Here is a 22316-nt window from a genome sequence, read left to right as displayed (position 1 = left end):
CGGGTCTTACGGCAATTTGTTCTGCCCTGTGCCCGGGGATCCCGAAGAACGAGAGCCCCGGGCGGCGGTCACGCGGGGTCGATCTCGCGCAGCAGGCCGGTCCGCACGTCGAACACGAAGCCGCGTACGTCGTCGGTGTGGAGCAGGAAGGGCGAGGTGCGCACCCGCCGCATCGACTGCCGGACGTCCTGGTCGACGTCCGTGAAGGACTCCACCGCCCAGGCGGGACGCTGGCCGACCTCGGCCTCCAGTTCGGTGCGGAAGTCCTCGGTGAGGCTCTCCAGGCCGCAGCCGGTGTGGTGGACGAGGACGACGCCGCGCGTGCCCAGCTTGCGCTGGCTGATGGTGAGCGAGCGGATCACGTCGTCGGTGACCACACCGCCGGCGTTGCGGATGATGTGGCAGTCGCCCAGCTCGAGGCCGAGCGCGGGGTAGAGGTCGAGGCGGGCGTCCATGCAGGCCACGACAGCCAGCTGGAGGACCGGGGCGGCTCCCAGGCCAGGGTCGGTGAAGGCGGCCGCGTACTTGTCGTTGGCCTCGACAAGGCGGTCGGTGACGGTGCCGACGCGGGCCATGGCGTCCTCGGAGCCGGCAGGGACCGATGCAGAAGTCGTCATGGTGATGACGGTACTGGTCACTGGCAGGCAGGTCCTGTTGTGCGGCGGGACAAAGAATGTCATCGGGCCTTGATGTGAGCTAACCCACAAGCGTGGCGCGTATGCGCCCTTACGAGTGATCCCACCGGATCGCGGGTTGATCGGCGACCGCCGCCGCGACGCGCAGGCCGGTTGATTGACCGCGACAGAGGGTGGACTAAAGTGACGCGAAGCGGGAGGCGAGGCTCTCCCCGCTGCAGCGAGTTCCCAGACATTCCGGCGTGGCCGCCGGAGATCTCCCACGTGCGCGGCGCGTACGTACGGCTCGGCCTCCACCCGCTCCCGGCCGGCTGACGCTTTCGGCGCCGGCAGGCCTCCCCTTCACGAGCGGGCGGGGACCCGGCGGTGCGTACCGCCCGCCGGATCTGAGAGGGCCCCTTGAGCCAGAGTCGACACGTCCCGGTGATGCTCCAGCGGTGCCTGGATCTGCTGGCACCCGCCCTGGAGCGGCCCGGTGCCGTGGTCGTCGACTGCACGCTCGGCCTCGGCGGCCACAGCGAGGCGCTCCTCACCCGCTTCCCCGAGGCCCGCCTCGTCGCCCTGGACCGGGACAAGGAGGCGCTGCGCCTGTCCGGTGAGCGGCTCGCGCCGTACGGGGAGCGCGCCGCCCTCGTGCACGCCGTGTACGACGAGCTGCCCGAGGTGCTGGACAGACTCGGCATCGCGCGCGTGCAGGGTGTCCTCTTCGACCTCGGGGTCTCCTCCATGCAGCTCGACGAGGCCGACCGCGGCTTCGCCTACGCCCAGGACGCCCCGCTCGACATGCGCATGGACCAGTCGGCCGGTGTCAGCGCCGCCGAGGTCCTCAACACCTACCCCGCCGGTGAGCTGGTGCGGATCCTGCGCGCGTACGGCGAGGAGAAGCAGGCCAAGCGGATCGTGGCAGCCGTCGTACGCGAGCGTGAGAAGGAGCCGTTCAGCAACAGCGCGCGGCTCGTGGAGCTGATCCGGGACGCGCTGCCGCAGGCCGCCAAGCGCACCGGGGGCAACCCGGCCAAGCGCACCTTCCAGGCCCTGCGTATCGAGGTCAACGGCGAGCTGTCGGTGCTGGAGCGGGCGATCCCGGCGGCGGTCAAGGCGCTGGACGTGGGCGGCCGGATCGCGGTGCTGTCGTACCACTCGCTGGAGGACCGGCTGGTCAAGCAGGTGTTCGCGGCGGGTGCCACCAGCACCGCGCCGCCCGGGCTGCCGGTGGTGCCGGAGCAGTACCAGCCCCGGCTCAAGCTGCTCACCCGTGGTGCCGAACTTCCCACCGAGGAAGAGATCGCGGAGAACCGCCGCGCGGCCCCGGCGCGCCTGCGCGGGGCCCAGCGGATCAGGGAGGACGTCGAGTGAGGCAGCCGACGGGGCGGGGGTCCGGGATCCCGGCTCACGACATGAGCGGGTCCGGCACCGGGACGGCGGGGGAGGGTGTGTGAGCAGGAAACCCGAACTCAGGGGCAGGGCCGCGCGCCTCGCGCAGCTGCTGCCGACCGGACGCGGACAGGCCGCCCGGACGCCCTTCGTCCTCCTCGTCGTGCTGCTCCTCGGGGGTGGCCTCATCGGCCTGCTCGTGCTGAACTCCGCGCTCAGCGAGGGCTCGTTCCAGCTCGACGACCTGCAGGAGGAGACCAAGAGCCTCACCGACGAGGAACAGGCTCTCCAGCGCGACATCGACGGCTACTCCGCCCCCGGAGCCCTCCAGCGGCGCGCCCGCGAACTCGGCATGGTCCCCGGCTCGGACCCCGCCTTCCTCGGCCCCGACGGCACCGTCAAGGGCGTCCCGTCCCCCGTCGCCGCCGAACCGGCCTCCGCGCGCCGGCCCCTCGTCCTCGCCCCCGAGGCGATGCCCACCGGCTCCGTGCCCACCGGCTCCGCGCCCGCCGCACCCGCACCCGTGCCCGTGCCCACCGCCTCCCTGCCGAGCGCCTCCGTGCCCACCCTCTCCGCACCCGGCACCGCCGCGCCCGCCGCACCGGCCCGTCCGAGCACTGCCCCGGCCACCCCCACCGCCCCCCGCACGCTCGCCAGCACGCCCTCCCCCCTCCCGACCACACCCTCCGGCAGGTGACGGAAGTGACCGACAGGGAACCGCCGCGCCGCCGCGTGCCCGGACCCGCGCGGCCCGACCGCTCGGCCGGCCGGCGGCGCCCGGGCCCCGGCGCCCACCCCTCGCGCCGCCCCGGCCCTCCCCGGCCGGCGGCCGCGCGCGGGATCCGGCTCGGCAGCCCCCGCCCGCGGCTGCGGCTGATCGGCTTCGCGCTGACCCTCGTCATGCTGGTCTTCGTCGTCCGGCTGCTCCAGGTGCAGGCCGTGGACGCGAGCGCCTACGCCGCCAAGGCCCAGCAGAACCGCTACGTCGTGCACACCCTCGCGGCCCAGCGCGGCGAGATCACCGACCGCACCGGTGTGGCCCTGGCGACCAGTGTCGACGCGTACGACATCACCGCCGACCCCACGCTGTTCACCCGCGAGCAGCTGAAGGTCGACGACGCGCCCGAGCAGGCGGCGGCACTTCTCGCGCCGATCCTCGGCACGGACCAGGCCGAGCTCGTCCGCAAGCTCAGGCCGAAGGACAGCAAGCTCCGCTACGTCCGGCTCGCCACGCGGCAGACCCCGCAGGTCTGGAGGCAGATCAAGGACCTGAGGACCGCGCTCGCCGCCAAGGCGGAGACCGACAGCAGCACCGTCAACGTCCTCGGCGGCGTCCTCGCCGAGCCCAGCAGCAAGCGCGTGTACCCCAACGGCGATCTGGCCGCCGGGATACTGGGCTGGGTCAACGCCGACGGCAAGGGCGGCGGCGGTATCGAGCAACAGCTGAACGACGAGCTGGCCGGCGAGGACGGCAAGATCCGCTACGCCCAGTCCGGGGGCCTGCAGGTGCCGACCGTCGGCTCCACCGAGACGCCCGCCGTGCCCGGCTCCGACATCGAGCTGACCATCGACCGCGACATCCAGTGGGCCGCGCAGGACGCCATCGCCGAGCAGGTGGAGAAGTCCGAGGCGGACCGGGGCTACGTGATCGTGCAGGACACCCGTACCGGCGAGATCCTCGCGATGGCCAACTCGCCCGGCTTCGACCCCAACGACCTGACCACGGCCGACGCGACGGCCATGGGCAACGCGGCCCTCCAGGACGCCTTCGAGCCCGGCTCCACCGCCAAGGTCATGTCGATGGCCGCCGTGCTGGAGGAGAACGTCGCCACGCCCCAGACGCATGTGGTCGTGCCCAACCGGCTGCACCGGGGCGACCGGCTGTTCCAGGACGACATCGACCACCCGACCTGGTACCTGACGCTCAACGGCGTACTCGCCAAGTCCAGCAACATCGGGACGATCCTGGCCACCGGCCAGCTCGGCAGGACGCAGGCCGAGGCCAACCGGGTGCTCCACAAGTACCTGCGCGCGTTCGGCATCGGCGGTTACACCGGACTGGGCTTCCCCGGCGAGACCCAGGGCATCCTCGCGCCGCCGGAGCAGTGGTCGACCTCGCAGCAGTACACGATTCCTTTCGGCCAGGGCGTGTCCATCAACGCCATGCAGGCGGCCTCCGTGTACTCGACCATCGCCAACGGCGGCATGCGGGTCGAACCCACCCTCGTACGCGGCACCAAGGGACCCGACGGGCGCTTCACTCCCGCTCCGGAGCCCGACAGGACGCGGGTCGTGAGCGAGAAGACGGCCAGGACGCTCGCCCGGATGCTGGAGTCGGTCGTCGACGACGAGGAGGGCACCGGCACCAAGGCGCGCATCCCCGGCTACCGGGTCGCGGGCAAGACGGGCACCGCCAACCGCGTGGATCCGGACACCGGCAAGTACCGCGGCTACACCTCGTCGTTCGCCGGATTCGCGCCCGCGGACAAACCCCGCGTCACGGTCTACTGCGCCATCCAGAACGCCACCAAGGGCAGCTACTTCGGCGGCCAGATCTGCGGGCCCGTCTACAAGCAGGTGATGGAGTTCGCCCTGAAGACCCTCCAGGTCCCGCCGACGGGAGCCGGGCCCGCGAGGCTCCCGGTCACCTTCAAACCCTGATCAGCACCGAGCACCCCAGGAACCAGCCGTGACAACGATCACCCCCGATCCCGGGAACCAGAGCTGTCCCCGCCCCTCACTTCGCTCCGGAGCGGGTACGCCCGGTACGCTCACCGCCGTGCCACACGCTGATCAGTCCCAAACCACCCAGAAGGACGTTCCCGTGACCTACCCGGGGCCGCCCAGGCCGGAACGGGTCTCCGCCACACCCCTCGCGGAGCTCGCCGATCAGCTGGGTGTCACCGCCCCGGAAGAGGCCGCCGCGGTCACGGGGATCACCCACGACTCGCGCGCCGTCCGCCCCGGCGACCTGTACGCCGCCCTGCCCGGCGCCCGCGTGCACGGCGCCGACTTCGTCACCCAGGCCGTCGGTCTCGGCGCCGCCGCCGTGCTGACCGACCCGGCCGGCACCGAACGCGCCGCCGCCACCGGGCTGCCGGTGCTCACCGTCGACGACCCGCGCGCGCGGATGGGTGAGCTGGCGGCGACGATCTACGGCCACCCGGGCCGGGAGCTGCTCCAGATCGGCATCACGGGCACCTCAGGCAAGACCACCACCGCCTATCTCGTCGAGGGCGGTCTGCGCACCGGCCGTTCCGCCGGGCTCATCGGCACGGTCGAGACCCGGATCGGCGACGAGCGGATCAAGTCCGAGCGCACCACTCCGGAAGCCACCGATCTGCAGGCCCTGTTCGCCGTGATGCGCGAGCGCGGGGTCGAGGCGGTCGCCATGGAGGTCTCCAGCCACGCGCTGGTCCTCGGCCGGGTCGACGGCTGCGTCTTCGACATCGCCGTGTTCACCAACCTCAGCCCGGAACACATGGAGTTCCACTCCGACATGGAGGACTACTTCCGGGCCAAGGCGCAGCTGTTCACGCCGGAACGCAGCAGGCTCGGCGTGGTCAACATCGACGACGAGTACGGCCGCAGGCTCGCCCGCGAGGCCGGTGTCCCGGTCGTCACCTACTCCGCCGAGGGCCACCCCGACGCCGACTGGCGCGCCGAGGACGTCGAGGTGGGCCCGCTGGACTCGCCGTTCACCGTGATCGGCCCCGACGGCGAGCGGATCCGCGCCAGGTCGCCGCTGCCGGGCCCCTTCAACGTGGCGAACACCCTCGCCGCGATCGTCGCCCTCGCGGCCGCCGGGCTCGACCCGCAGACCGCCGCCGACGGCGTCGCCGCCGTGCCGGGCGTACCGGGCCGCCTGGAGCGCGTGGACGCCGGGCAGGACTACCTCGCGGTCGTCGACTACGCCCACAAGACGGACGCGGTCGAATCCGTCCTCAAGGCGCTGCGCAAGGTCACCAAGGGCCAGGTGCACGTCGTGCTCGGCTGCGGCGGTGACCGGGACACCACCAAGCGGGAGCCGATGGGCGCGGCCGTGGCCCGGCTCGCCGACACGGCCGTACTGACCTCCGACAACCCGCGCTCCGAGGACCCCCTCGCGATCCTCGCCACCATGCTGCAGGGCGCGGCGACCGTGCCCGCGCACGAACGCGGCGAGGTGCTGCTCTTCGAGGACCGGGCCGCCGCCATCGCCGCCGCCGTCGGCCGGGCGCAGCCCGGGGACACCGTGCTGGTCGCGGGCAAGGGCCACGAGCAGGGCCAGGACATCGCCGGGGTGGTCCGTCCCTTCGACGACCGCCAGGTACTGCGCGAAGCAATCCGGAAAACCCAGGGATGAAAATCCAGAAGACCCAGGGGATGAACTTGTGATCGCCCTCTCTCTCGCCGAGATCGCAGAAGTCGTCGGCGGGCAGACGCACGACATACCGGATCCGTCGGCACAGGTGACCGGACCGGTCGTCCGGGACTCCCGCGAGGTCACGCCCGGCAGCCTGTTCGCCTGCTTCGTCGGCGAACGCGTGGACGGTCACGACTTCGCGGCCCAGGTCGTCGGGGCAGGCGCGGTGGCGGTACTCGCGTCGCGCCCCGTCGGCGTGCCCGCGATCGTCGTGGACGACGTCCAGACGGCGCTCGGCGCCCTCGCCCGGCACGTCGTGGGAAAGCTCGGCACCACCCTCGTGGCGCTCACCGGCTCCGCGGGCAAGACCAGCACCAAGGACCTGATCGCGCAGGTGCTCCAGCGCAAGGCGCCGACGGTGTGGACGCCCGGATCGTTCAACAACGAGATCGGGCTGCCGCTGACCGCGCTCAGCGCCACGGCGGAAACCCGGTTCCTGGTGCTGGAGATGGGCGCCCGGGGCATCGGCCACATCCGGTACCTCACCGGCCTGACGCCCCCGCGGATCGGCCTGGTGCTCAACGTCGGCACCGCGCACATCGGTGAGTTCGGCGGCCGCGAGCAGATCGCGCAGGCCAAGGGCGAGCTCGTCGAGGCGCTGCCGCCGGCGGAGGACGGCGGTGCGGCGATCCTCAACGCCGACGACCCCCTCGTACGCGCCATGGCGTCGCGCACCAAGGCGAAGGTGGTCCTCTTCGGAGAGGCCGACGAAGCGGACGTACGCGCCGAGAACGTGCGCCTGACGAATTCCGGCCGGCCCTCTTTCACCCTTCACACACCCTCCGGGTGCAGTGATGTGACCATGCGCCTGTACGGTGAGCACCACGTGTCGAACGCGCTCGCCGCGGCCGCCGTCGCCCATGAGCTGGGCATGTCCGCGGAAGAGATCGCCACCGCGCTCTCCGAGGCAGGCTCCCTCTCCCGCTGGCGTATGGAGGTCACCGAGCGCCCGGACGGCGTGACGGTCGTCAACGACGCCTACAACGCGAACCCCGAGTCCATGCGGGCCGCCCTGCGCGCCCTGGTGGCGATGGGCGAAGCCTCTCGGGCAAAGGGGGGCCGTACGTGGGCGGTGCTCGGCAAGATGGCCGAGCTCGGGGACGAGGCGCTCGCCGAGCACGACGCGGTCGGGCGGCTCGCCGTCCGGCTCAACGTCAGCAAGCTCGTCGCGGTCGGGGGCAGGGAAGCCGCCTGGCTGCAACTGGGCGCATATAACGAGGGTTCGTGGGGTGAGGAGTCGGTGCACGTGTCCGACGCACAGGCGGCGGTCGACCTGTTGCGCAGCGAGTTGCGCCCGGGGGACGTCGTCCTCGTGAAGGCGTCCCGTTCGGTCGGCCTGGAGAGTGTCGCCGAGGCGCTGCTCGCGACCGGCGCCGAGGGTGAGGTCGCCGCCCGATGATGAATCAGATCCTGTTCGCGGGTGTCATCGGGCTCTTCCTGACACTGGTCGGCACGCCGCTGCTGATCAAGTTGCTGGCGCGCAAGGGCTACGGCCAGTACATCCGCGACGACGGCCCGCGCGAGCACGCCAGCAAGCGCGGAACGCCGACCATGGGTGGTATCGCCTTCATCCTGGCCACGGTCGCCGCGTACTTCCTGTCCAAGGTCATCACGGGCAAGCCCCCGACCTTCTCGGGTCTGCTGGTGCTGGGCCTCATGGTGGGCATGGGCCTGGTCGGCTTCCTGGACGACTACATCAAGATCGTCAAGCGGCGCTCGCTGGGTCTGCGGGCCAAGGCGAAGATGGCCGGCCAGCTGATCGTCGGCATCGCCTTCGCGGTGCTGTCCCTGCAGTTCGCGGACAACCGCGGCAACACCCCGGCCTCCACCAAGCTGTCGTTCATCACCGACTTCGGCTGGACGATCGGCCCGGTGCTGTTCGTGGTCTGGGCGCTGTTCATGATCCTCGCGATGTCGAACGGCGTGAACCTCACCGACGGCCTCGACGGCCTCGCCACCGGCGCCTCCGTGCTGGTCTTCGGCGCCTACACCTTCATCGGCGTCTGGCAGTTCCAGGAGTCCTGCGCCAACGCGCAGACCCTGACCAACCCGGGCGCCTGCTACGAGGTACGCGATCCGCTCGATCTCGCGGTGGTCGCTTCGGCCCTGATGGGTTCCTGCCTCGGCTTCCTGTGGTGGAACACCTCCCCGGCCAAGATCTTCATGGGTGACACCGGTTCGCTGGCGCTCGGCGGTGTGCTCGCCGGTCTCGCCATCTGCTCCCGCACGGAGCTGCTGCTGGCGATCCTCGGCGGCCTGTTCGTACTGATCACCATGTCGGTGGTCATCCAGGTCGGCTCGTTCCGCCTGACCGGTAAGCGGGTCTTCCGGATGGCGCCACTCCAGCATCACTTCGAACTCAAGGGCTGGTCCGAAGTCCTTGTCGTGGTCCGGTTCTGGATCATTCAGGGCATCTGTGTGATTGTCGGACTAGGCCTCTTCTATGCGGGATGGGCAGCGGAAAAGTGACCTCCTCGGAGCTCAAGGGCAAGCACGTCACCGTCGCCGGGCTCGGCGTCTCCGGCGTCCCGGCGGCCAAGGTCCTGCACGGCCTCGGCGCGCACGTCACCGTCGTCAACGACGGCGACGACGAGCGCGCCCGGGCCCAGGCCGCGGAGCTTGAGACGCTCGGCGTCACCGTCCGTCTCGGCGACGGCGCGACCCTGCCCGAGGGCACCGAGCTGATCGTCACCGCGCCGGGCTGGAAGCCGGACAAGCCGCTGTTCACGGCGGCGGCCGAGGCCGGCGTCCCGGTCTGGGGCGACGTCGAACTGGCCTGGCGGCTGCGGGGCCCGGACGCGGCCCCCTGGCTGGCGGTCACCGGCACCAACGGCAAGACCACGACCGTCCAGATGCTCGCCTCGATCCTGCGGGCGGCGGGGCTGCGCACCGCCGCCGTCGGCAACATCGGGGTCTCGCTGCTGGACGCGGTGCTCGGCGAGGAGCCCTACGACGTCCTCGCCGTCGAGCTGTCCAGCTACCAGCTGCACTGGGCGCCCTCGCTGCGCGCCCACTCCGCGGCCGTGCTGAACCTCGCCCCCGACCACCTCGACTGGCACGGCTCCATGGAGGCCTACGCCGCCGACAAGGGCCGCGTCTACGAAGGAAATCGCGTCGCCTGCGTGTACAACGCGGCCGACAAGGCCACCGAGGACCTGGTGCGCGCGGCGGACGTCGAGGAGGGCTGCCGGGCCGTCGGCTTCACCCTGGGCACCCCGGCGCCGTCCCAACTCGGCGTCGTGGACGGCATCCTGGTCGACCGCGCCTTCGTCGCGGACCGGCACAAGAATGCCCAGGAGCTGGCCGAGGTCTCCGACGTGAGCCCGCCGGCCCCGCACAACATCGCCAACGCCCTTGCGGCGGCGGCCCTCGCGCGCGCGTACGGCGTGCCCGCCCACGCCGTGCGGGACGGTCTGCGCGCCTTCACCCCCGACGCCCACCGCATCGCCCACGTCGCCGACGTGGACGGGGTGGCCTACGTCGACGACTCCAAGGCCACCAACACCCATGCCGCCGAGGCCTCGTTGGCGGCGTACGACTCGATCGTGTGGATCGCGGGCGGACTGGCCAAGGGCGCCACCTTCGACGAGCTGGTCGCCAAGTCGGCGAAGCGGCTTCGCGGGGCCGTCCTCATCGGCGCCGATCGCGCCCTGATCCGCGAAGCCCTGGCGCGACACGCCCCGGAAGTACCCGTCGTCGACCTCGACCGGACCGACACTGGGGCGATGCTCGCGGCTGTCCGGGAGGCGCGCCGCCTGGCCGTCACCGGAGACACGGTGCTGCTGGCACCCGCGTGTGCCTCCATGGACATGTTCGCCAACTACAACAAGCGAGGAGACGCGTTCGCGGAGGCGGTTCGCGAACTCGGCGCGGGCGCCTGAGAGCGGGTCTCGGCCACGGCGGGTGCTGTGGGGACCCTTGGAGGGACAGGTGACTCGGATGTGGCTCGGGTTTGGTCGGCTTCGGCTCCCCGCCGGTGGGAGCCGCTGATGTCCGGCAGCCGTACCGGAGGGCCTCCGGTCCGACGAACCGTCCGCGCCCCCGCCGCCGCCCGTCAGCCGCGCGAGAACCTCGCCGTACGGATCTACATCCGCGTGCGCAAGGCCTGGGACCGGCCGCTGACGGCGTACTACCTCATCCTCGGCGGAAGCCTGCTGATCACCGTGCTGGGCCTGGTGATGGTCTACTCGGCCTCCCAGATCACCGCCCTGCAGATGTCGCTCGGCGGGTCGTACTTCTTCCGCAAGCAGATGCTGGCCGCCGTCATCGGCGCGGTGCTGCTGTACGTCGCCTCCCGGATGCCGGTGAAGCTGCACCGGGCGCTCGCCTACCCGATCATCGCCGGCGCCGTGTTCCTGATGGCCCTGGTGCAGGTGCCGGGGATAGGGATGGCGGTCAACGGCAACCAGAACTGGATCGCCCTCGGGGGCTCCTTCCAGCTCCAGCCCAGCGAGTTCGGCAAGCTCGCCCTGGTGCTGTGGGGCGCGGACCTGCTCGCCCGCAAGCAGGACAAGAACCTGCTCGCGCAGTGGAAGCACATGCTGGTGCCGCTGGTGCCGGTCGCGTTCATGCTGCTCGGCCTGATCATGCTCGGCGGCGACATGGGCACCGCGATCATCCTCACGGCGATCCTGTTCGGGCTGCTGTGGCTGGCGGGCGCCCCAACCCGGCTGTTCGTCGGTGTGCTGGCGGTCGCGGCGGTGCTCGGCACGATCCTCATCCAGAGCAGCTCCAACCGGCTGGACCGGTTCCGCTGCATCGGCGCCACCGAGATGGGCCCCGACGGCTCGTGCTGGCAGGCCGTGCACGGCATCTACGCCCTCGCCTCCGGCGGACTCTTCGGTTCCGGGCTCGGTGCGAGTGTGGAAAAATGGGGTCAACTCCCCGAAGCGCACACCGACTTCATCTTCGCCGTCACCGGTGAGGAACTGGGGCTGGCGGGGACGCTGTCGGTGCTCGCCCTCTTCGCCGCTCTAGGCTATGCGGGTATCCGCGTGGCCGGAGGCACGGAGGACCCCTTCGTCAGGTATGCCGCGGGAGGCGTGACCACCTGGATCACGGCCCAGGCCGTGATCAACATCGGTGCGGTGCTCGGCCTGCTGCCGATCGCCGGCGTCCCCCTCCCGCTGTTCTCCTACGGGGGATCCGCCCTGCTGCCGACCATGTTCGCCATCGGGTTGCTGATCGCCTTCGCGCGCGACGAGCCCGCTGCGCGGGCGGCGCTTGCGATGCGGCAACCCCGCTTTGGTAGAAAGCGGGGGGCTGGGGGTCCCACAGGACCCCGGAGATGGAACACGATGCGACGGCGCGCCACGGCGCGCTCGTCCGGAGAGCGGTGAATTTCGGTGCATGTCGTACTCGCTGGTGGGGGGACCGCCGGCCACATCGAGCCCGCGCTCGCCCTCGCGGACGCCCTGCGCAGGCAGGACCCGACGGTGGGGATCACGGCCCTCGGCACGGAGCGCGGCCTGGAGACCCGGCTCGTCCCGGAACGCGGCTACGAGCTGGCGCTGATCCCCGCCGTCCCGCTGCCGCGCAAGCCCACTCCCGAGCTGATCACCGTCCCGGGACGGCTGCGCGGCACGATCAAGGCGGCCGAGCAGATCCTGGAGCGCACCAAGGCGGACGCCGTGGTCGGCTTCGGCGGCTACGTCGCCCTGCCCGGCTATCTGGCCGCCAAGCGGCTCGGCGTGCCGATCGTGATCCACGAGGCGAACGCCCGCCCCGGCCTGGCCAACAAGATCGGTTCCCGGTACGCGGCCCGCGTCGCTGTCTCCACGCCCGACAGCAAGCTGCGCGACGCCCGCTACATCGGCATCCCGCTGCGCCGTTCCATCGCCACCCTCGACCGGGCCGCCGTCCGTCCCGAGGCCCGCGCGATGTTCGGCCTCGACCCCAATCTGCCCACGCTGCTGGTCTCCGGCGGCTCGCAGGGCGCCCGGCGGCTCAACGAGGTGGTCCAGCAGGTCGCCCCGTGGCTCCAGCAGGCCGGAATCCAGATCCTGCACGCGGTCGGCCCGAAGAACGAACTGCCGCAGGTCCACCAGATGCCGGGAATGCCCCCGTACATCCCGGTAAGTTACCTGGACCGGATGGACCTCGCGTACGCCGCGGCCGACATGATGCTCTGCCGCGCGGGCGCGATGACCGTCGCCGAACTCTCCGCCGTCGGGCTGCCGGCCGCCTACGTCCCGCTGCCCATCGGCAACGGCGAACAGCGGCTGAACGCGCAGCCGGTCGTCAAGGCCGGCGGCGGACTGCTGGTCGACGACGCGGAACTCACCCCGGAGTGGGTGCAGCAGAACGTGCTGCCCGTGCTCGCCGACCCGCACCGGCTGTACGAGATGTCCCGCGCCGCCGGTGAGTTCGGCCGCCGGGACGCCGACGAACTCCTCGTCGGCATGGTGTACGAGGCGATCGCCGCCAACCGTGCACACCGTTAGGCACGTTTGAACGGAAGGCAGGGAGCGTGGCCGGACCGACCACCGCCGAGCGCGGTGCACGCCAGCAGGAGCAGTCCGGCCCGCCCCCCGCCCCGCGGTTGAGGCGGCCCAGGCTTCTTACGATCATCATTCTTGGGCTTGTCCTGATTCTCCTCGGCGCCGGTGCCGGCTGGCTGTTGTACGGCGCGCAATGGACGCGCGTGCAGCGTGTGACCGTCTCCGGCACCCACGTCCTGACGCCCGCGCAGGTGCGCGAGGCCGCCGACGTACCGGTCGGGGACCCGCTGATTTCCGTCGACACCGACCGGATTGAGGCAAGACTGCGTCGGAAATTGCCCCGAATTGACGCGGTTGAGGTGGTCCGCTCCTGGCCGCGTGGAGTCGGCCTGAAAGTGACCGAGCGGACCCCGGTCCTGCTCGTCGAAAAGGGCGCCGAGTTTGTGGAAGTGGACGACGAAGGTGTCCGTTTCGCTACGGTTTCCGAAGCGCCGAAAGGCGTTCCGCTTCTGGATTTGACCGTGTCCCGGTCGGGTTCGGCCGCGCCCAGCCACCGTCGTTTCGGAGAGCTCCGTCTGGTACGCGAGGCGGTCCGCGTCGCCGGAGCCATTCCTGCCGCGGTCGCCCAGGACACCCGGGTCGTCAAGGTCCGTTCCTTCGACGACATCTCACTGGAGTTGACCGGCGGGCGCACGGTTGCGTGGGGGAGTGGCGAGAAGGGGCGCGCGAAGGCCCGTAGCCTCACCGCTCTCATGAAAGCCGCTTCCGGTGCGCGGCACTTCGACGTCAGCGTTCCCATCGCCCCCGCGTCATCAGGGAGTTGACGCACATCGGCGCAGGCCAGCACCCTGGTTGGGCAGCGCTACGGCTGATCACATAGGGTGAAAAGAAAAACGGGAGGTTCGGCGTGTTCGTTGAACGTGCGCCACTTGTCGACTTAGTGTCCTGTTCAGAAGACTCCAGGGAACAGACACACTGGTAACCCTAAACTTCAGCGTTAGGGTTCGGGTCGGCGTTACGGACCGTCCCATTCGGCATCAGTCGTCGGATCGCGGGGCACCGCGGACGGCGGCACGTAATTCGAGGCGAGAGGCCTTCGACGTGGCAGCACCGCAGAACTACCTCGCAGTCATCAAGGTCATCGGTGTCGGCGGCGGTGGTGTCAATGCCATCAACCGGATGATCGAGGTCGGTCTCAAGGGTGTCGAGTTCATCGCCATCAACACCGACGCGCAGGCACTGTTGATGAGCGACGCCGACGTGAAGCTCGATGTCGGCCGTGAACTCACCCGCGGACTCGGCGCCGGAGCCAACCCGGCCGTCGGCCGCAAGGCCGCCGAGGACCACCGCGAGGAGATCGAGGAGGTCCTCAAGGGGGCCGACATGGTCTTCGTGACGGCCGGTGAAGGCGGTGGCACCGGCACCGGCGGCGCGCCCGTCGTGGCCAACATCGCCCGCTCGCTGGGCGCCCTCACCATCGGCGTGGTCACGCGCCCGTTCACCTTCGAGGGACGGCGCCGCGCCAACCAGGCCGAGGACGGCATCGCCGAGCTCCGCGAAGAGGTCGACACCCTCATCGTCATCCCGAACGACCGGCTGCTGTCCATCTCGGACCGCCAGGTCTCGGTCCTCGACGCCTTCAAGTCGGCCGACCAGGTCCTCCTCTCCGGTGTCCAGGGCATCACCGACCTCATCACCACTCCCGGCCTCATCAACCTCGACTTCGCCGACGTCAAGTCGGTCATGTCGGAGGCGGGTTCGGCGCTCATGGGCATCGGCTCGGCCCGCGGCGACGACCGCGCGGTGGCCGCGGCCGAGATGGCGATCTCCTCGCCGCTCCTGGAGGCGTCCATCGACGGCGCCCGGGGCGTGCTGCTCTCCATCTCCGGCGGCTCCGACCTCGGCCTCTTCGAGATCAACGAGGCCGCCCAGCTGGTCAGCGAGGCGGCCCACCCCGAGGCCAACATCATCTTCGGCGCGGTCATCGACGACGCCCTCGGCGACGAGGTCCGGGTCACCGTGATCGCCGCCGGCTTCGACGGGGGCCAGCCCCCCGCACGCCGGGACACCGTCCTCGGCTCGGCCTCCGCCAAGCGCGAGGAGCCCGCCCCGGCACGGCAGCAGACCGAGAGCCGCCCGTCGTTCGGCGCCCTCGGCAGCGTCAAGCCGAAGGAGGAGCCGGAGCCGGCTCCCGAGCCGGTGAGCGAGGTCCAGGCGCCGCCGCCGGTGCCGCCGTCGCGCGCCTACACGGACAGCGCGGCCGAGGAACTGGACGTACCGGACTTCCTGAAGTGATAGGACAGCGCGACACCGTGAACGGCGCGCACTTCGCTTTCACCGACCGGTGGGGCGGGGTGAGCGCCGTTCCGTACGAGGAGCTCAACCTCGGCGGCGCGGTCGGGGACGACTCCGCCGCGGTACGGACCAATCGGGAGCTGGCCGCCAAGTCGCTCGGGCTGGACGCCGGGCGGGTCGTCTGGATGAACCAGGTGCACGGCGACGACGTGGCCGTGGTCGACGGTCCCTGGGAATCCGGCTCACCTGTCCCGTCGGTCGACGCGATCGTGACCCGGCGGCGGGGCCTCGCCCTCGCCGTTCTCACCGCCGACTGCGTACCCGTACTGCTCGCCGACCCCGTCGCCGGGGTCGCCGCCGCGGCCCACGCGGGCCGGCCCGGCATGATCGCCGGTGTCGTCCCCGCCGCGCTACGCGCGATGATGGAACTGGGTGCCGAGCCGGAGCGGATCGTGGCCCGCACCGGACCCGCCGTCTGCGGCCGGTGCTACGAGGTGCCGGACGCGATGCGCGCCGAGGTGGCCGCCGTCGAGCCGGCGGCGTACGCCGAGACGAGCTGGGGCACGCCGGCGGTCGACGTGGCCGCCGGAGTGCACGCCCAGCTCACCCGGCTCGGGGTGCGCGACCGGCAGCAGTCGCCGGTGTGCACGCTGGAGTCGGGCGATCACTTCTCGTACCGCCGCGACCGGACCACCGGTCGGCTCGCGGGCTATGTGTGGCTGGACTGATGGGACATGACGGACCGTAAGGACGAACTCGCCGGAAATCTGGCGAAGGTGGAGGAGCGCATCGCCGCGGCGTGCGCGGCCGCCGGGCGGCGGCGTGAGGAGGTGACCCTGATCGTGGTCACCAAGACCTACCCCGCCGCCGATGTGCGGATCCTGTCGGAGCTGGGTGTGCGTCATGTCGCCGAGAACCGTGACCAGGACGCGGCGCCCAAGGCCGCGGAATGCTCGGATCTGCCCCTTACTTGGCACTTCGTCGGCCAGTTGCAGACCAACAAGGTGCGCTCCGTGGTCGGGTACGCGGATGTCGTACAGTCCGTCGATCGTTCCAGGCTTGTCACAGCTCTCTCCAAGGAGGCCGTGCGCGCCGGGCGTGAGGTGGGGTGCCTGATCCAGGTCGCGCTCGACGCGGGCGAGAGCGCGCGGGGGGAGCGGGGCGGCGTGGCGCCGGGCGGCATCGGGGAGTTGGCGGACGTGGTGGCCGGGGCACCGGGATTGCGGCTGGACGGGTTGATGACCGTCGCGCCGCTCACCGGGGAGTTCGCGGGACGCGAACCGGCGGCATTCGAGCGGATGATGGATTTGTCGACCGACCTGCGCCGGACCCATCCGGCTGCCACCATGGTCTCGGCAGGGATGAGCGCGGACCTCGAGCAGGCCGTGGCCGCCGGAGCGACACATGTGCGCGTCGGCACCGCGGTACTCGGAGTCCGCCCCAGGCTCGGGTAACGTCGCCAAGAAGTCGGACCACAGCAGAAAATATGGTCATTGCCGTCGCAGGGCGGGCGTAACGACCTCGTGGATCGCGGGCATTTGGCAGTCGTCAGCCGATCCACCACAGAGCGGAGGACTCAGAGCATGGCCGGCGCGATGCGCAAGATGGCGGTCTACCTCGGCCTCGTGGAGGACGATGGGTACGACGGCCGGGGTTTCGACCCCGACGACGACTTCGAACCCGAACTCGACCCGGAGCCCGAGCGGGATCACCGGCGCCACGAGTCGTCGCACCAGTCTCACAGTGCACATCAGTCCCAAAGGGACGAACCGGTACGGATGGTGCAGCCTCCGGCGCCTCGCGAGCCGGTCTCCCACGCCGCTTCGCTTCCCGCGGAATCCGGACGTCCGGCGCGCATCGCGCCCGTGGCATCCATCACACAAGAACGCGCAAGCCTGGAGAAGAACGCACCGGTGATCATGCCCAAAGTCGTGTCGGAACGAGAGCCGTACCGGATCACCACACTTCACCCGCGGACCTACAACGAAGCCCGTACCATCGGGGAACACTTCCGTGAGGGCACCCCGGTGATCATGAACTTGACTGAGATGGATGACACAGATGCCAAGCGACTTGTCGACTTTGCGGCGGGTTTGGTGTTTGGTCTTCACGGCAGTATCGAGCGGGTGACGCAGAAGGTGTTCCTGTTGTCTCCTGCTAACGTCGATGTCACGGCGGAGGACAAGGCCCGCATCGCAGAGGGCGGGTTCTTCAACCAGAGCTGAGACGCACGACCGGAAACAGCAGTGCAAGCATCACCGAGCAGTACCCAGAGCATGGATCAGGGGAGAGGGAAGCAAGGGTCATGAGCGTGGTCCTGGATGTCGTCTACATCGCGCTGATGTGCTTCCTCATCGTGCTCATCTTCCGGTTGGTCATGGACTACGTCTTCCAGTTCGCCCGCTCATGGCAACCCGGCAAGGCGATGGTGGTCGTTCTGGAGGCCACCTACACTGTCACTGATCCACCGCTCAAGCTTCTGCGGCGGTTCATTCCGCCGCTGCGTCTCGGGGGCGTGGCGCTCGACCTGTCCTTCTTCGTACTGATGATCATCGTCTACATCCTGATCTCGATCGTGAGTCGGCTGTGAGCGATGTGAACTACGGTCTTGCCGAATGCCGACGACTACGTTGAGGTGAAGAGATGCCGTTGACCCCCGAGGACGTGCGGAACAAGCAGTTCACGACCGTCCGCCTCCGAGAAGGCTATGACGAGGACGAGGTCGATGCCTTCCTCGATGAGGTCGAAGCCGAGCTGACCCGTCTGCTCCGCGAGAACGAGGACCTGCGCGCCAAGCTGGCCGCGGCCACCCGCGCCGCCGCCCAGAACCAGCAGAACATGCGCAAGCCCCCGGAGGCGCAGGACCAGCAGCAGGGGATGCCCCAGCCCGGCATGCCGCAGCAGGGCATGCGCGGTCCCGGCGCTCCTGTGCCCGCCGGCATATCGGGCCCGCCGCAGCAGCAGATGGGTGGCCCCATGGGGGGCCCGCCCCAGCTGCCGAGCGGTGCCCCGCAGCTGCCCGCCGGTCCCGGCGGTCAGGGTGGCCCGCAGGGTCCCGGTCCGATGGGCCAGGGTCCGGGGCCGATGGGCCAGCCCCCCATGCAGCAGATGGGCGGCCCGATGGGCGGTCCTATGGGTGGCCCGATGGGCGGTCCCGGTCAGGGCGGCCCCGGTGGCGACAGCGCCGCGCGCGTTCTGTCGCTCGCCCAGCAGACCGCCGACCAGGCGATCGCGGAGGCCCGTTCCGAGGCCAACAAGATCGTCGGTGAGGCCCGTTCGCGCGCCGAGGGTCTGGAGCGGGACGCCCGCGCCAAGGCCGACGCGCTGGAGCGGGACGCCCAGGAGAAGCACCGCGTCGCGATGGGCTCGCTGGAGTCCGCCCGCGCCACGCTGGAGCGCAAGGTCGAGGACCTGCGCGGCTTCGAGCGGGAGTACCGCACGCGCCTGAAGTCCTACCTGGAGTCGCAGCTGCGTCAGCTGGAGACCCAGGCGGACGACTCGCTCGCCCCGCCGCGGACCCCCGCGACCGCGTCCCTCCCGCCGTCCCCGGCGCCTTCGATGGCCCCGGCCGGCGCGAGTGCCCCGTCGTACGGTGGCAACCAGTCGATGGGTGGTGCGCCGAGCCCGGCCGCTCCGTCCTACGGCGGCCAGCAGCAGATGTCCCCGGCGATGACCCAGCCGATGGCTCCGGTGCGGCCCCAGGGCCCGTCGCCGATGGGTCAGGCCCCCTCGCCCATGCGTGGGTTCCTGATCGACGAGGACGACAACTGACGGTCGGTAGTACGGCGTAGACGTCGGCAGCGTTCATAGGGCGGGGCCCCGGATTCCGATCCGGGGCCCCGCCCTTTCGCTACGCGTGTTCACGGTGTTTGCCGTGTGTGTTCGGATGTGGGTGCAGTTGTATGGGTGTACGCAACGCCGAAGGCCCGGGCCCACCAAGATTCTTCGGCGGGTCCGGGCCTTCGGCCGGGGTTACGCCTTGCGCAGGCGGAACGTCAGCGTCAGCGCCTCGTCCGTGAACGGCGCACCATAGCTGTCGTCCGCCTCGCCCTGGGCGAAGTCCGTGGCCAGGACCTCGTCGGCGATCAGCGGGGCGTGGTCGCCGAGCGCGGCGATCGTCGCCGGGTCGGTCGCGGTCCAGCGCAGCGCGATGCGGTCGGCGACGTCGAGGCCGCTGTTCTTGCGGGCCTCCTGGATCAGGCGGATCGCGTCACGGGCGAGGCCCGCGCGGCGCAGCTCCTCCGTGATCTCCAGGTCGAGGGCGACCGTGGCACCCGCGTCCGACGCCACTGACCAGCCCTCGCGGGGGGTCTCCGTGATGATGACCTCGTCGGGGGCCAGGGTGATCGTCTCGCCGTCGACCTCCACGGACGCCGTGCCCTCGCGCAGGGCGAGGGAGAGCGCGGCCGCGTCGGCGTTCGCGACGGCCTTGGCGACGTCCTGGACGCGCTTGCCGAACCGCTTGCCCAGCGCGCGGAAGTTGGCCTTGGCCGTGGTGTCGACCAGGGAGCCGCCGACCTCGCTCAGCGACGCGAGCGCCTCGACATTCAGCTCCTCGGTGATCTGCGTGTGCAGTTCGGGGGAGAGGGTGTCGAAGCCGGCCGAGGCGATCAGCGCGCGCCGCAGCGGCTGACGCGTCTTGACGCCCGACTCGGCGCGCGTGGCACGCCCCAGCTCCACCAGGCGGCGCACCAGCACCATCTGCTTGGACAGCTCCGGGTCGATGGCGGTCAGGTCCGCCTCCGGCCACGAGGACAGGTGCACCGACTCCGGCGCTCCGGGCGTGACCGGCACGATCAGGTCCTGCCAGACCCGCTCGGTGATGAAGGGGGTCAGCGGGGCCATCAGCTTCGTGACCGTCTCGACGGCCTCGTGCAGGGTGCGCAGCGCCGCCTTGTCGCCCTGCCAGAAGCGGCGCCGGGAGCGGCGCACGTACCAGTTCGACAGGTCGTCGACGAACGCGGACAGCAGCTTGCCGGCGCGCTGGGTGTCGTACGCCTCCAGGGACTGCGTCACCTGGTCGGTCAGCGCGTGCAGTTCGGACAGCAGCCAGCGGTCGAGCAGCGGGCGGTCGGCCGGGGCCGGGTCGGCCGCGGAGGGGGCCCAGTTCGACGTGCGGGCGTACAGGGCCTGGAAGGCGACCGTGTTCCAGTAGGTGAGGAGCGTCTTGCGGACGACCTCCTGGATGGTGCCGTGGCCGACCCGGCGGGCGGCCCACGGGGAGCCGCCGGCCGCCATGAACCAGCGGACCGCGTCCGCGCCGTGCTGGTCCATCAGCGGGATCGGCTGGAGGATGTTGCCCAGGTGCTTGGACATCTTGCGGCCGTCCTCGGCGAGGATGTGGCCGAGGCAGACGACGTTCTCGTACGACGACTTGTCGAAGACCAGCGTGCCGACCGCCATCAGCGTGTAGAACCAGCCGCGCGTCTGGTCGATGGCCTCGCTGATGAACTGCGCCGGGTAGCGGGACTCGAAGAGTTCCTTGTTCTTGTACGGGTAGCCCCACTGCGCGAACGGCATCGAACCCGAGTCGTACCAGGCGTCGATGACCTCCGGCACGCGCGTGGCCGTCCTGGCGCACTCGGGGCAGGCGAAGGTGACGTCGTCGATGAACGGGCGGTGCGGGTCGAGGCCCGACTGGTCGGTGCCGGTCAGCTCGGTGAGCTCGGCGCGGGAGCCGACGACCGTGAGGTGGTCGTCCTCGCAGCGCCAGATGGGCAGCGGGGTGCCCCAGTAGCGGTTACGGGACAGGGCCCAGTCGATGTTGTTGTTGAGCCAGTCCCCGTAGCGGCCGTTCTTGACCGTGTCCGGGTACCAGTTGGTCCGCTCGTTCTCCTGAAGGAGGCGGTCCTTGATGGCCGTCGTGCGGATGTACCAGGACGGCTGCGCGTAGTAGAGCAGCGCGGTGTGGCAGCGCCAGCAGTGCGGGTAGCTGTGCTCGTAGGGCAGGTGCCTGAAGAGCAGGCCGCGCTCGCCCAGGTCCTCGGTGAGTTTCTCGTCGGCCTTCTTGAAGAAGACGCCGCCGACGAGGGGGAGGTCCTCCTCGAAGGTGCCGTCCGGGCGGACCGGGTTCACCACCGGCAGGCCGTACGAGCGGCAGACCTTGAGGTCGTCCTCACCGAAGGCGGGGGACTGGTGGACCAGGCCGGTGCCGTCCTCGGTGGTGACGTAGTCGGCGTTGACGACGAAGTGGGCCTGCGTGCCCTCGGGGAACTCGACCAGCTCGAACGGGCGCTGGTACGTCCAGCGCTCCATCTCGGCGCCGGTGAAGGTCTGTCCGGTGACCTCCCAGCCCTCGCCGAGGGCCTTCTCGACCAGCGGTTCGGCGACGACGAGCTTCTCCTCGCCGTTCGTCGCGACGACGTAGGTGACCTCGGGGTGGGTGGCGACGGCCGTGTTGGAGACCAGGGTCCACGGGGTGGTCGTCCACACCAGGAGCGCGGCCTCGCCGGCGAGGGGGCCGGAGGTGAGGGGGAAGCGGACGTAGACGGAGGGGTCGACGACCGTCTCGTAGCCCTGGGCCAGCTCGTGGTCGGACAGGCCGGTGCCGCAGCGGGGGCACCAGGGGGCGACGCGGTGGTCCTGGACCAGCAGGCCCTTCTTGAAGATCTCCTTCAGCGACCACCAGACGGACTCGATGTATTCGGGCTCCATGGTCACGTACGCCTCGTCGAGGTCGACCCAGTAGCCCATGCGGGTCGTCAGCTCGGAGAAGGCGTCGGTGTGGCGCAGCACGGACTCGCGGCACTTGGCGTTGAACTCGGCGATGCCGTAGTCCTCGATGTCCTTCTTGCCGCTGAAGCCGAGCTCCTTCTCCACGGCCAGCTCGACCGGGAGGCCGTGGCAGTCCCAGCCGGCCTTGCGGGCCACGTGGTAGCCGCGCATGGTGCGGAAGCGGGGGAAGACGTCCTTGAAGACGCGGGCCTCGATGTGATGGGCGCCCGGCATGCCGTTCGCGGTGGGGGGCCCTTCGTAGAACACCCACTCGGGGCGGCCCTCGGACTGCTCCAGGCTCTTGGCGAAGATCTTCTGCTCGCGCCAGAAGTCGAGCACGGCGTGCTCGAGGGCGGACAGGTCGACCTGGGCGGGCACCTGGCGGTACGTCGGCGTTGTCATCTGCGAGCTTCCTCCGGCGGACTTGCTGCCTTCCGTCCGGAGGGACGAGAG

The 22316-nt window shown here is 70.6% G+C and carries 18 protein-coding genes; 16 read left to right on the top strand and 2 right to left on the bottom strand.

Annotation, left to right across the window (positions count from 1 at the left end; all coding sequences use genetic code 11):
- Window positions 1-68: 68 nt before the first annotated feature.
- Entirely contained in the window at window positions 69-680 is a 612-nt protein-coding gene (locus ACIHCM_RS00730) for a beta-class carbonic anhydrase (protein WP_399887330.1), read from the bottom strand.
- 354 nt (window positions 681-1034) lie between these two features.
- On the opposite strand from ACIHCM_RS00730, the gene rsmH reads away from it, so the two are divergent.
- The 16 genes from rsmH (at window position 1035) to ACIHCM_RS00650 (ending at window position 18920) form a co-directional block, all read left to right on the top strand.
- Window positions 1035-1991 carry a 16S rRNA (cytosine(1402)-N(4))-methyltransferase RsmH gene (gene rsmH / locus ACIHCM_RS00725; RefSeq protein WP_399887328.1) on the top strand — a complete coding sequence of 319 codons (957 nt, stop codon included), beginning with the start codon at window positions 1035-1037 and terminating at the stop codon, window positions 1989-1991.
- Between the two features lie 79 nt (window positions 1992-2070).
- Entirely contained in the window at window positions 2071-2706 is a 636-nt protein-coding gene (locus tag ACIHCM_RS00720; protein ID WP_399887326.1) for a septum formation initiator family protein, read from the top strand.
- Between the two features lie 5 nt (window positions 2707-2711).
- Window positions 2712-4670 (top strand): peptidoglycan D,D-transpeptidase FtsI family protein, encoded by a 1959-nt coding sequence (locus tag ACIHCM_RS00715; protein WP_399888661.1) that lies wholly within the window; start codon window positions 2712-2714, stop codon window positions 4668-4670.
- Window positions 4671-4833: 163 nt separating this feature from the next.
- A complete protein-coding gene (locus ACIHCM_RS00710; protein WP_399887324.1) occupies window positions 4834-6354 on the top strand; it encodes a UDP-N-acetylmuramoyl-L-alanyl-D-glutamate--2,6-diaminopimelate ligase in 1521 nt (506 codons plus the stop codon).
- Window positions 6355-6382: 28 nt separating this feature from the next.
- A complete protein-coding gene (gene murF, locus ACIHCM_RS00705) occupies window positions 6383-7813 on the top strand; it encodes a UDP-N-acetylmuramoyl-tripeptide--D-alanyl-D-alanine ligase (RefSeq protein WP_399887322.1) in 1431 nt (476 codons plus the stop codon).
- Entirely contained in the window at window positions 7810-8883 is a 1074-nt protein-coding gene (gene mraY / locus ACIHCM_RS00700) for a phospho-N-acetylmuramoyl-pentapeptide-transferase (RefSeq protein ID WP_393107892.1), read from the top strand. Before murF ends, mraY begins: the two co-directional genes overlap by 4 nt.
- Window positions 8865-10295 (top strand): UDP-N-acetylmuramoyl-L-alanine--D-glutamate ligase, encoded by a 1431-nt coding sequence (murD, locus tag ACIHCM_RS00695; protein WP_399887319.1) that lies wholly within the window; start codon window positions 8865-8867, stop codon window positions 10293-10295. Before mraY ends, murD begins: the two co-directional genes overlap by 19 nt.
- 108 nt (window positions 10296-10403) lie before the next feature.
- Entirely contained in the window at window positions 10404-11753 is a 1350-nt protein-coding gene (gene ftsW / locus ACIHCM_RS00690; RefSeq protein ID WP_399887317.1) for a putative lipid II flippase FtsW, read from the top strand.
- Between the two features lie 6 nt (window positions 11754-11759).
- Entirely contained in the window at window positions 11760-12857 is a 1098-nt protein-coding gene (gene murG / locus ACIHCM_RS00685) for an undecaprenyldiphospho-muramoylpentapeptide beta-N-acetylglucosaminyltransferase (RefSeq protein WP_399887315.1), read from the top strand.
- A 26-nt stretch (window positions 12858-12883) separates the two neighbouring features.
- On the top strand, window positions 12884-13678 hold the full coding sequence (locus ACIHCM_RS00680; protein WP_399887313.1) for a cell division protein FtsQ/DivIB: 795 nt from the start codon (window positions 12884-12886) through the stop codon (window positions 13676-13678).
- A 277-nt stretch (window positions 13679-13955) separates the two neighbouring features.
- Window positions 13956-15149 carry a cell division protein FtsZ gene (gene ftsZ / locus ACIHCM_RS00675; RefSeq protein ID WP_399887310.1) on the top strand — a complete coding sequence of 398 codons (1194 nt, stop codon included), beginning with the start codon at window positions 13956-13958 and terminating at the stop codon, window positions 15147-15149.
- On the top strand, window positions 15146-15877 hold the full coding sequence (pgeF, locus tag ACIHCM_RS00670; RefSeq protein ID WP_399887308.1) for a peptidoglycan editing factor PgeF: 732 nt from the start codon (window positions 15146-15148) through the stop codon (window positions 15875-15877). Before ftsZ ends, pgeF begins: the two co-directional genes overlap by 4 nt.
- Window positions 15878-15883: 6 nt before the next feature.
- On the top strand, window positions 15884-16603 hold the full coding sequence (locus tag ACIHCM_RS00665) for a YggS family pyridoxal phosphate-dependent enzyme (protein ID WP_399887306.1): 720 nt from the start codon (window positions 15884-15886) through the stop codon (window positions 16601-16603).
- A 129-nt stretch (window positions 16604-16732) separates the two neighbouring features.
- Entirely contained in the window at window positions 16733-17374 is a 642-nt protein-coding gene (locus tag ACIHCM_RS00660; RefSeq protein WP_399887304.1) for a cell division protein SepF, read from the top strand.
- A gap of 80 nt (window positions 17375-17454) precedes the next feature.
- Window positions 17455-17739 carry a YggT family protein gene (locus ACIHCM_RS00655; protein WP_007448661.1) on the top strand — a complete coding sequence of 95 codons (285 nt, stop codon included), beginning with the start codon at window positions 17455-17457 and terminating at the stop codon, window positions 17737-17739.
- 53 nt (window positions 17740-17792) lie between these two features.
- Window positions 17793-18920: a DivIVA domain-containing protein gene (locus ACIHCM_RS00650; RefSeq protein WP_399887302.1), complete on the top strand. Its 1128-nt coding sequence runs from the start codon at window positions 17793-17795 to the stop codon at window positions 18918-18920.
- Between the two features lie 201 nt (window positions 18921-19121).
- Here the strand turns inward: ACIHCM_RS00650 and ileS are convergent, their stop codons facing one another.
- On the bottom strand, window positions 19122-22265 hold the full coding sequence (gene ileS, locus ACIHCM_RS00645) for an isoleucine--tRNA ligase (RefSeq protein WP_399887300.1): 3144 nt from the start codon (window positions 22263-22265) through the stop codon (window positions 19122-19124).
- Window positions 22266-22316 lie beyond the last annotated feature (51 nt).

It is taken from the genome of Streptomyces sp. NPDC052023 (genome assembly GCF_044548465.1).
Classification (GTDB): domain Bacteria; phylum Actinomycetota; class Actinomycetes; order Streptomycetales; family Streptomycetaceae; genus Streptomyces.
This window is presented reverse-complemented; position numbering and strand designations above follow the sequence as displayed.

Coding starts and splice junctions, on each gene's coding strand:
- ftsW (WP_399887317.1), top strand. CDS start 10,404: ATGTCCGGCAGCCGTACCGGAGGGCCTCCGGTCCGACGAACCGTCCGC.
- ACIHCM_RS00730 (WP_399887330.1), bottom strand. CDS start 680: ATGACATTCTTTGTCCCGCCGCACAACAGGACCTGCCTGCCAGTGACC.
- murD (WP_399887319.1), top strand. CDS start 8,865: ATGGGCAGCGGAAAAGTGACCTCCTCGGAGCTCAAGGGCAAGCACGTC.
- ACIHCM_RS00660 (WP_399887304.1), top strand. CDS start 16,733: ATGGCCGGCGCGATGCGCAAGATGGCGGTCTACCTCGGCCTCGTGGAG.
- mraY (WP_393107892.1), top strand. CDS start 7,810: ATGATGAATCAGATCCTGTTCGCGGGTGTCATCGGGCTCTTCCTGACA.
- ileS (WP_399887300.1), bottom strand. CDS start 22,265: ATGACAACGCCGACGTACCGCCAGGTGCCCGCCCAGGTCGACCTGTCC.
- ACIHCM_RS00655 (WP_007448661.1), top strand. CDS start 17,455: ATGAGCGTGGTCCTGGATGTCGTCTACATCGCGCTGATGTGCTTCCTC.
- ACIHCM_RS00650 (WP_399887302.1), top strand. CDS start 17,793: ATGCCGTTGACCCCCGAGGACGTGCGGAACAAGCAGTTCACGACCGTC.
- ACIHCM_RS00665 (WP_399887306.1), top strand. CDS start 15,884: ATGACGGACCGTAAGGACGAACTCGCCGGAAATCTGGCGAAGGTGGAG.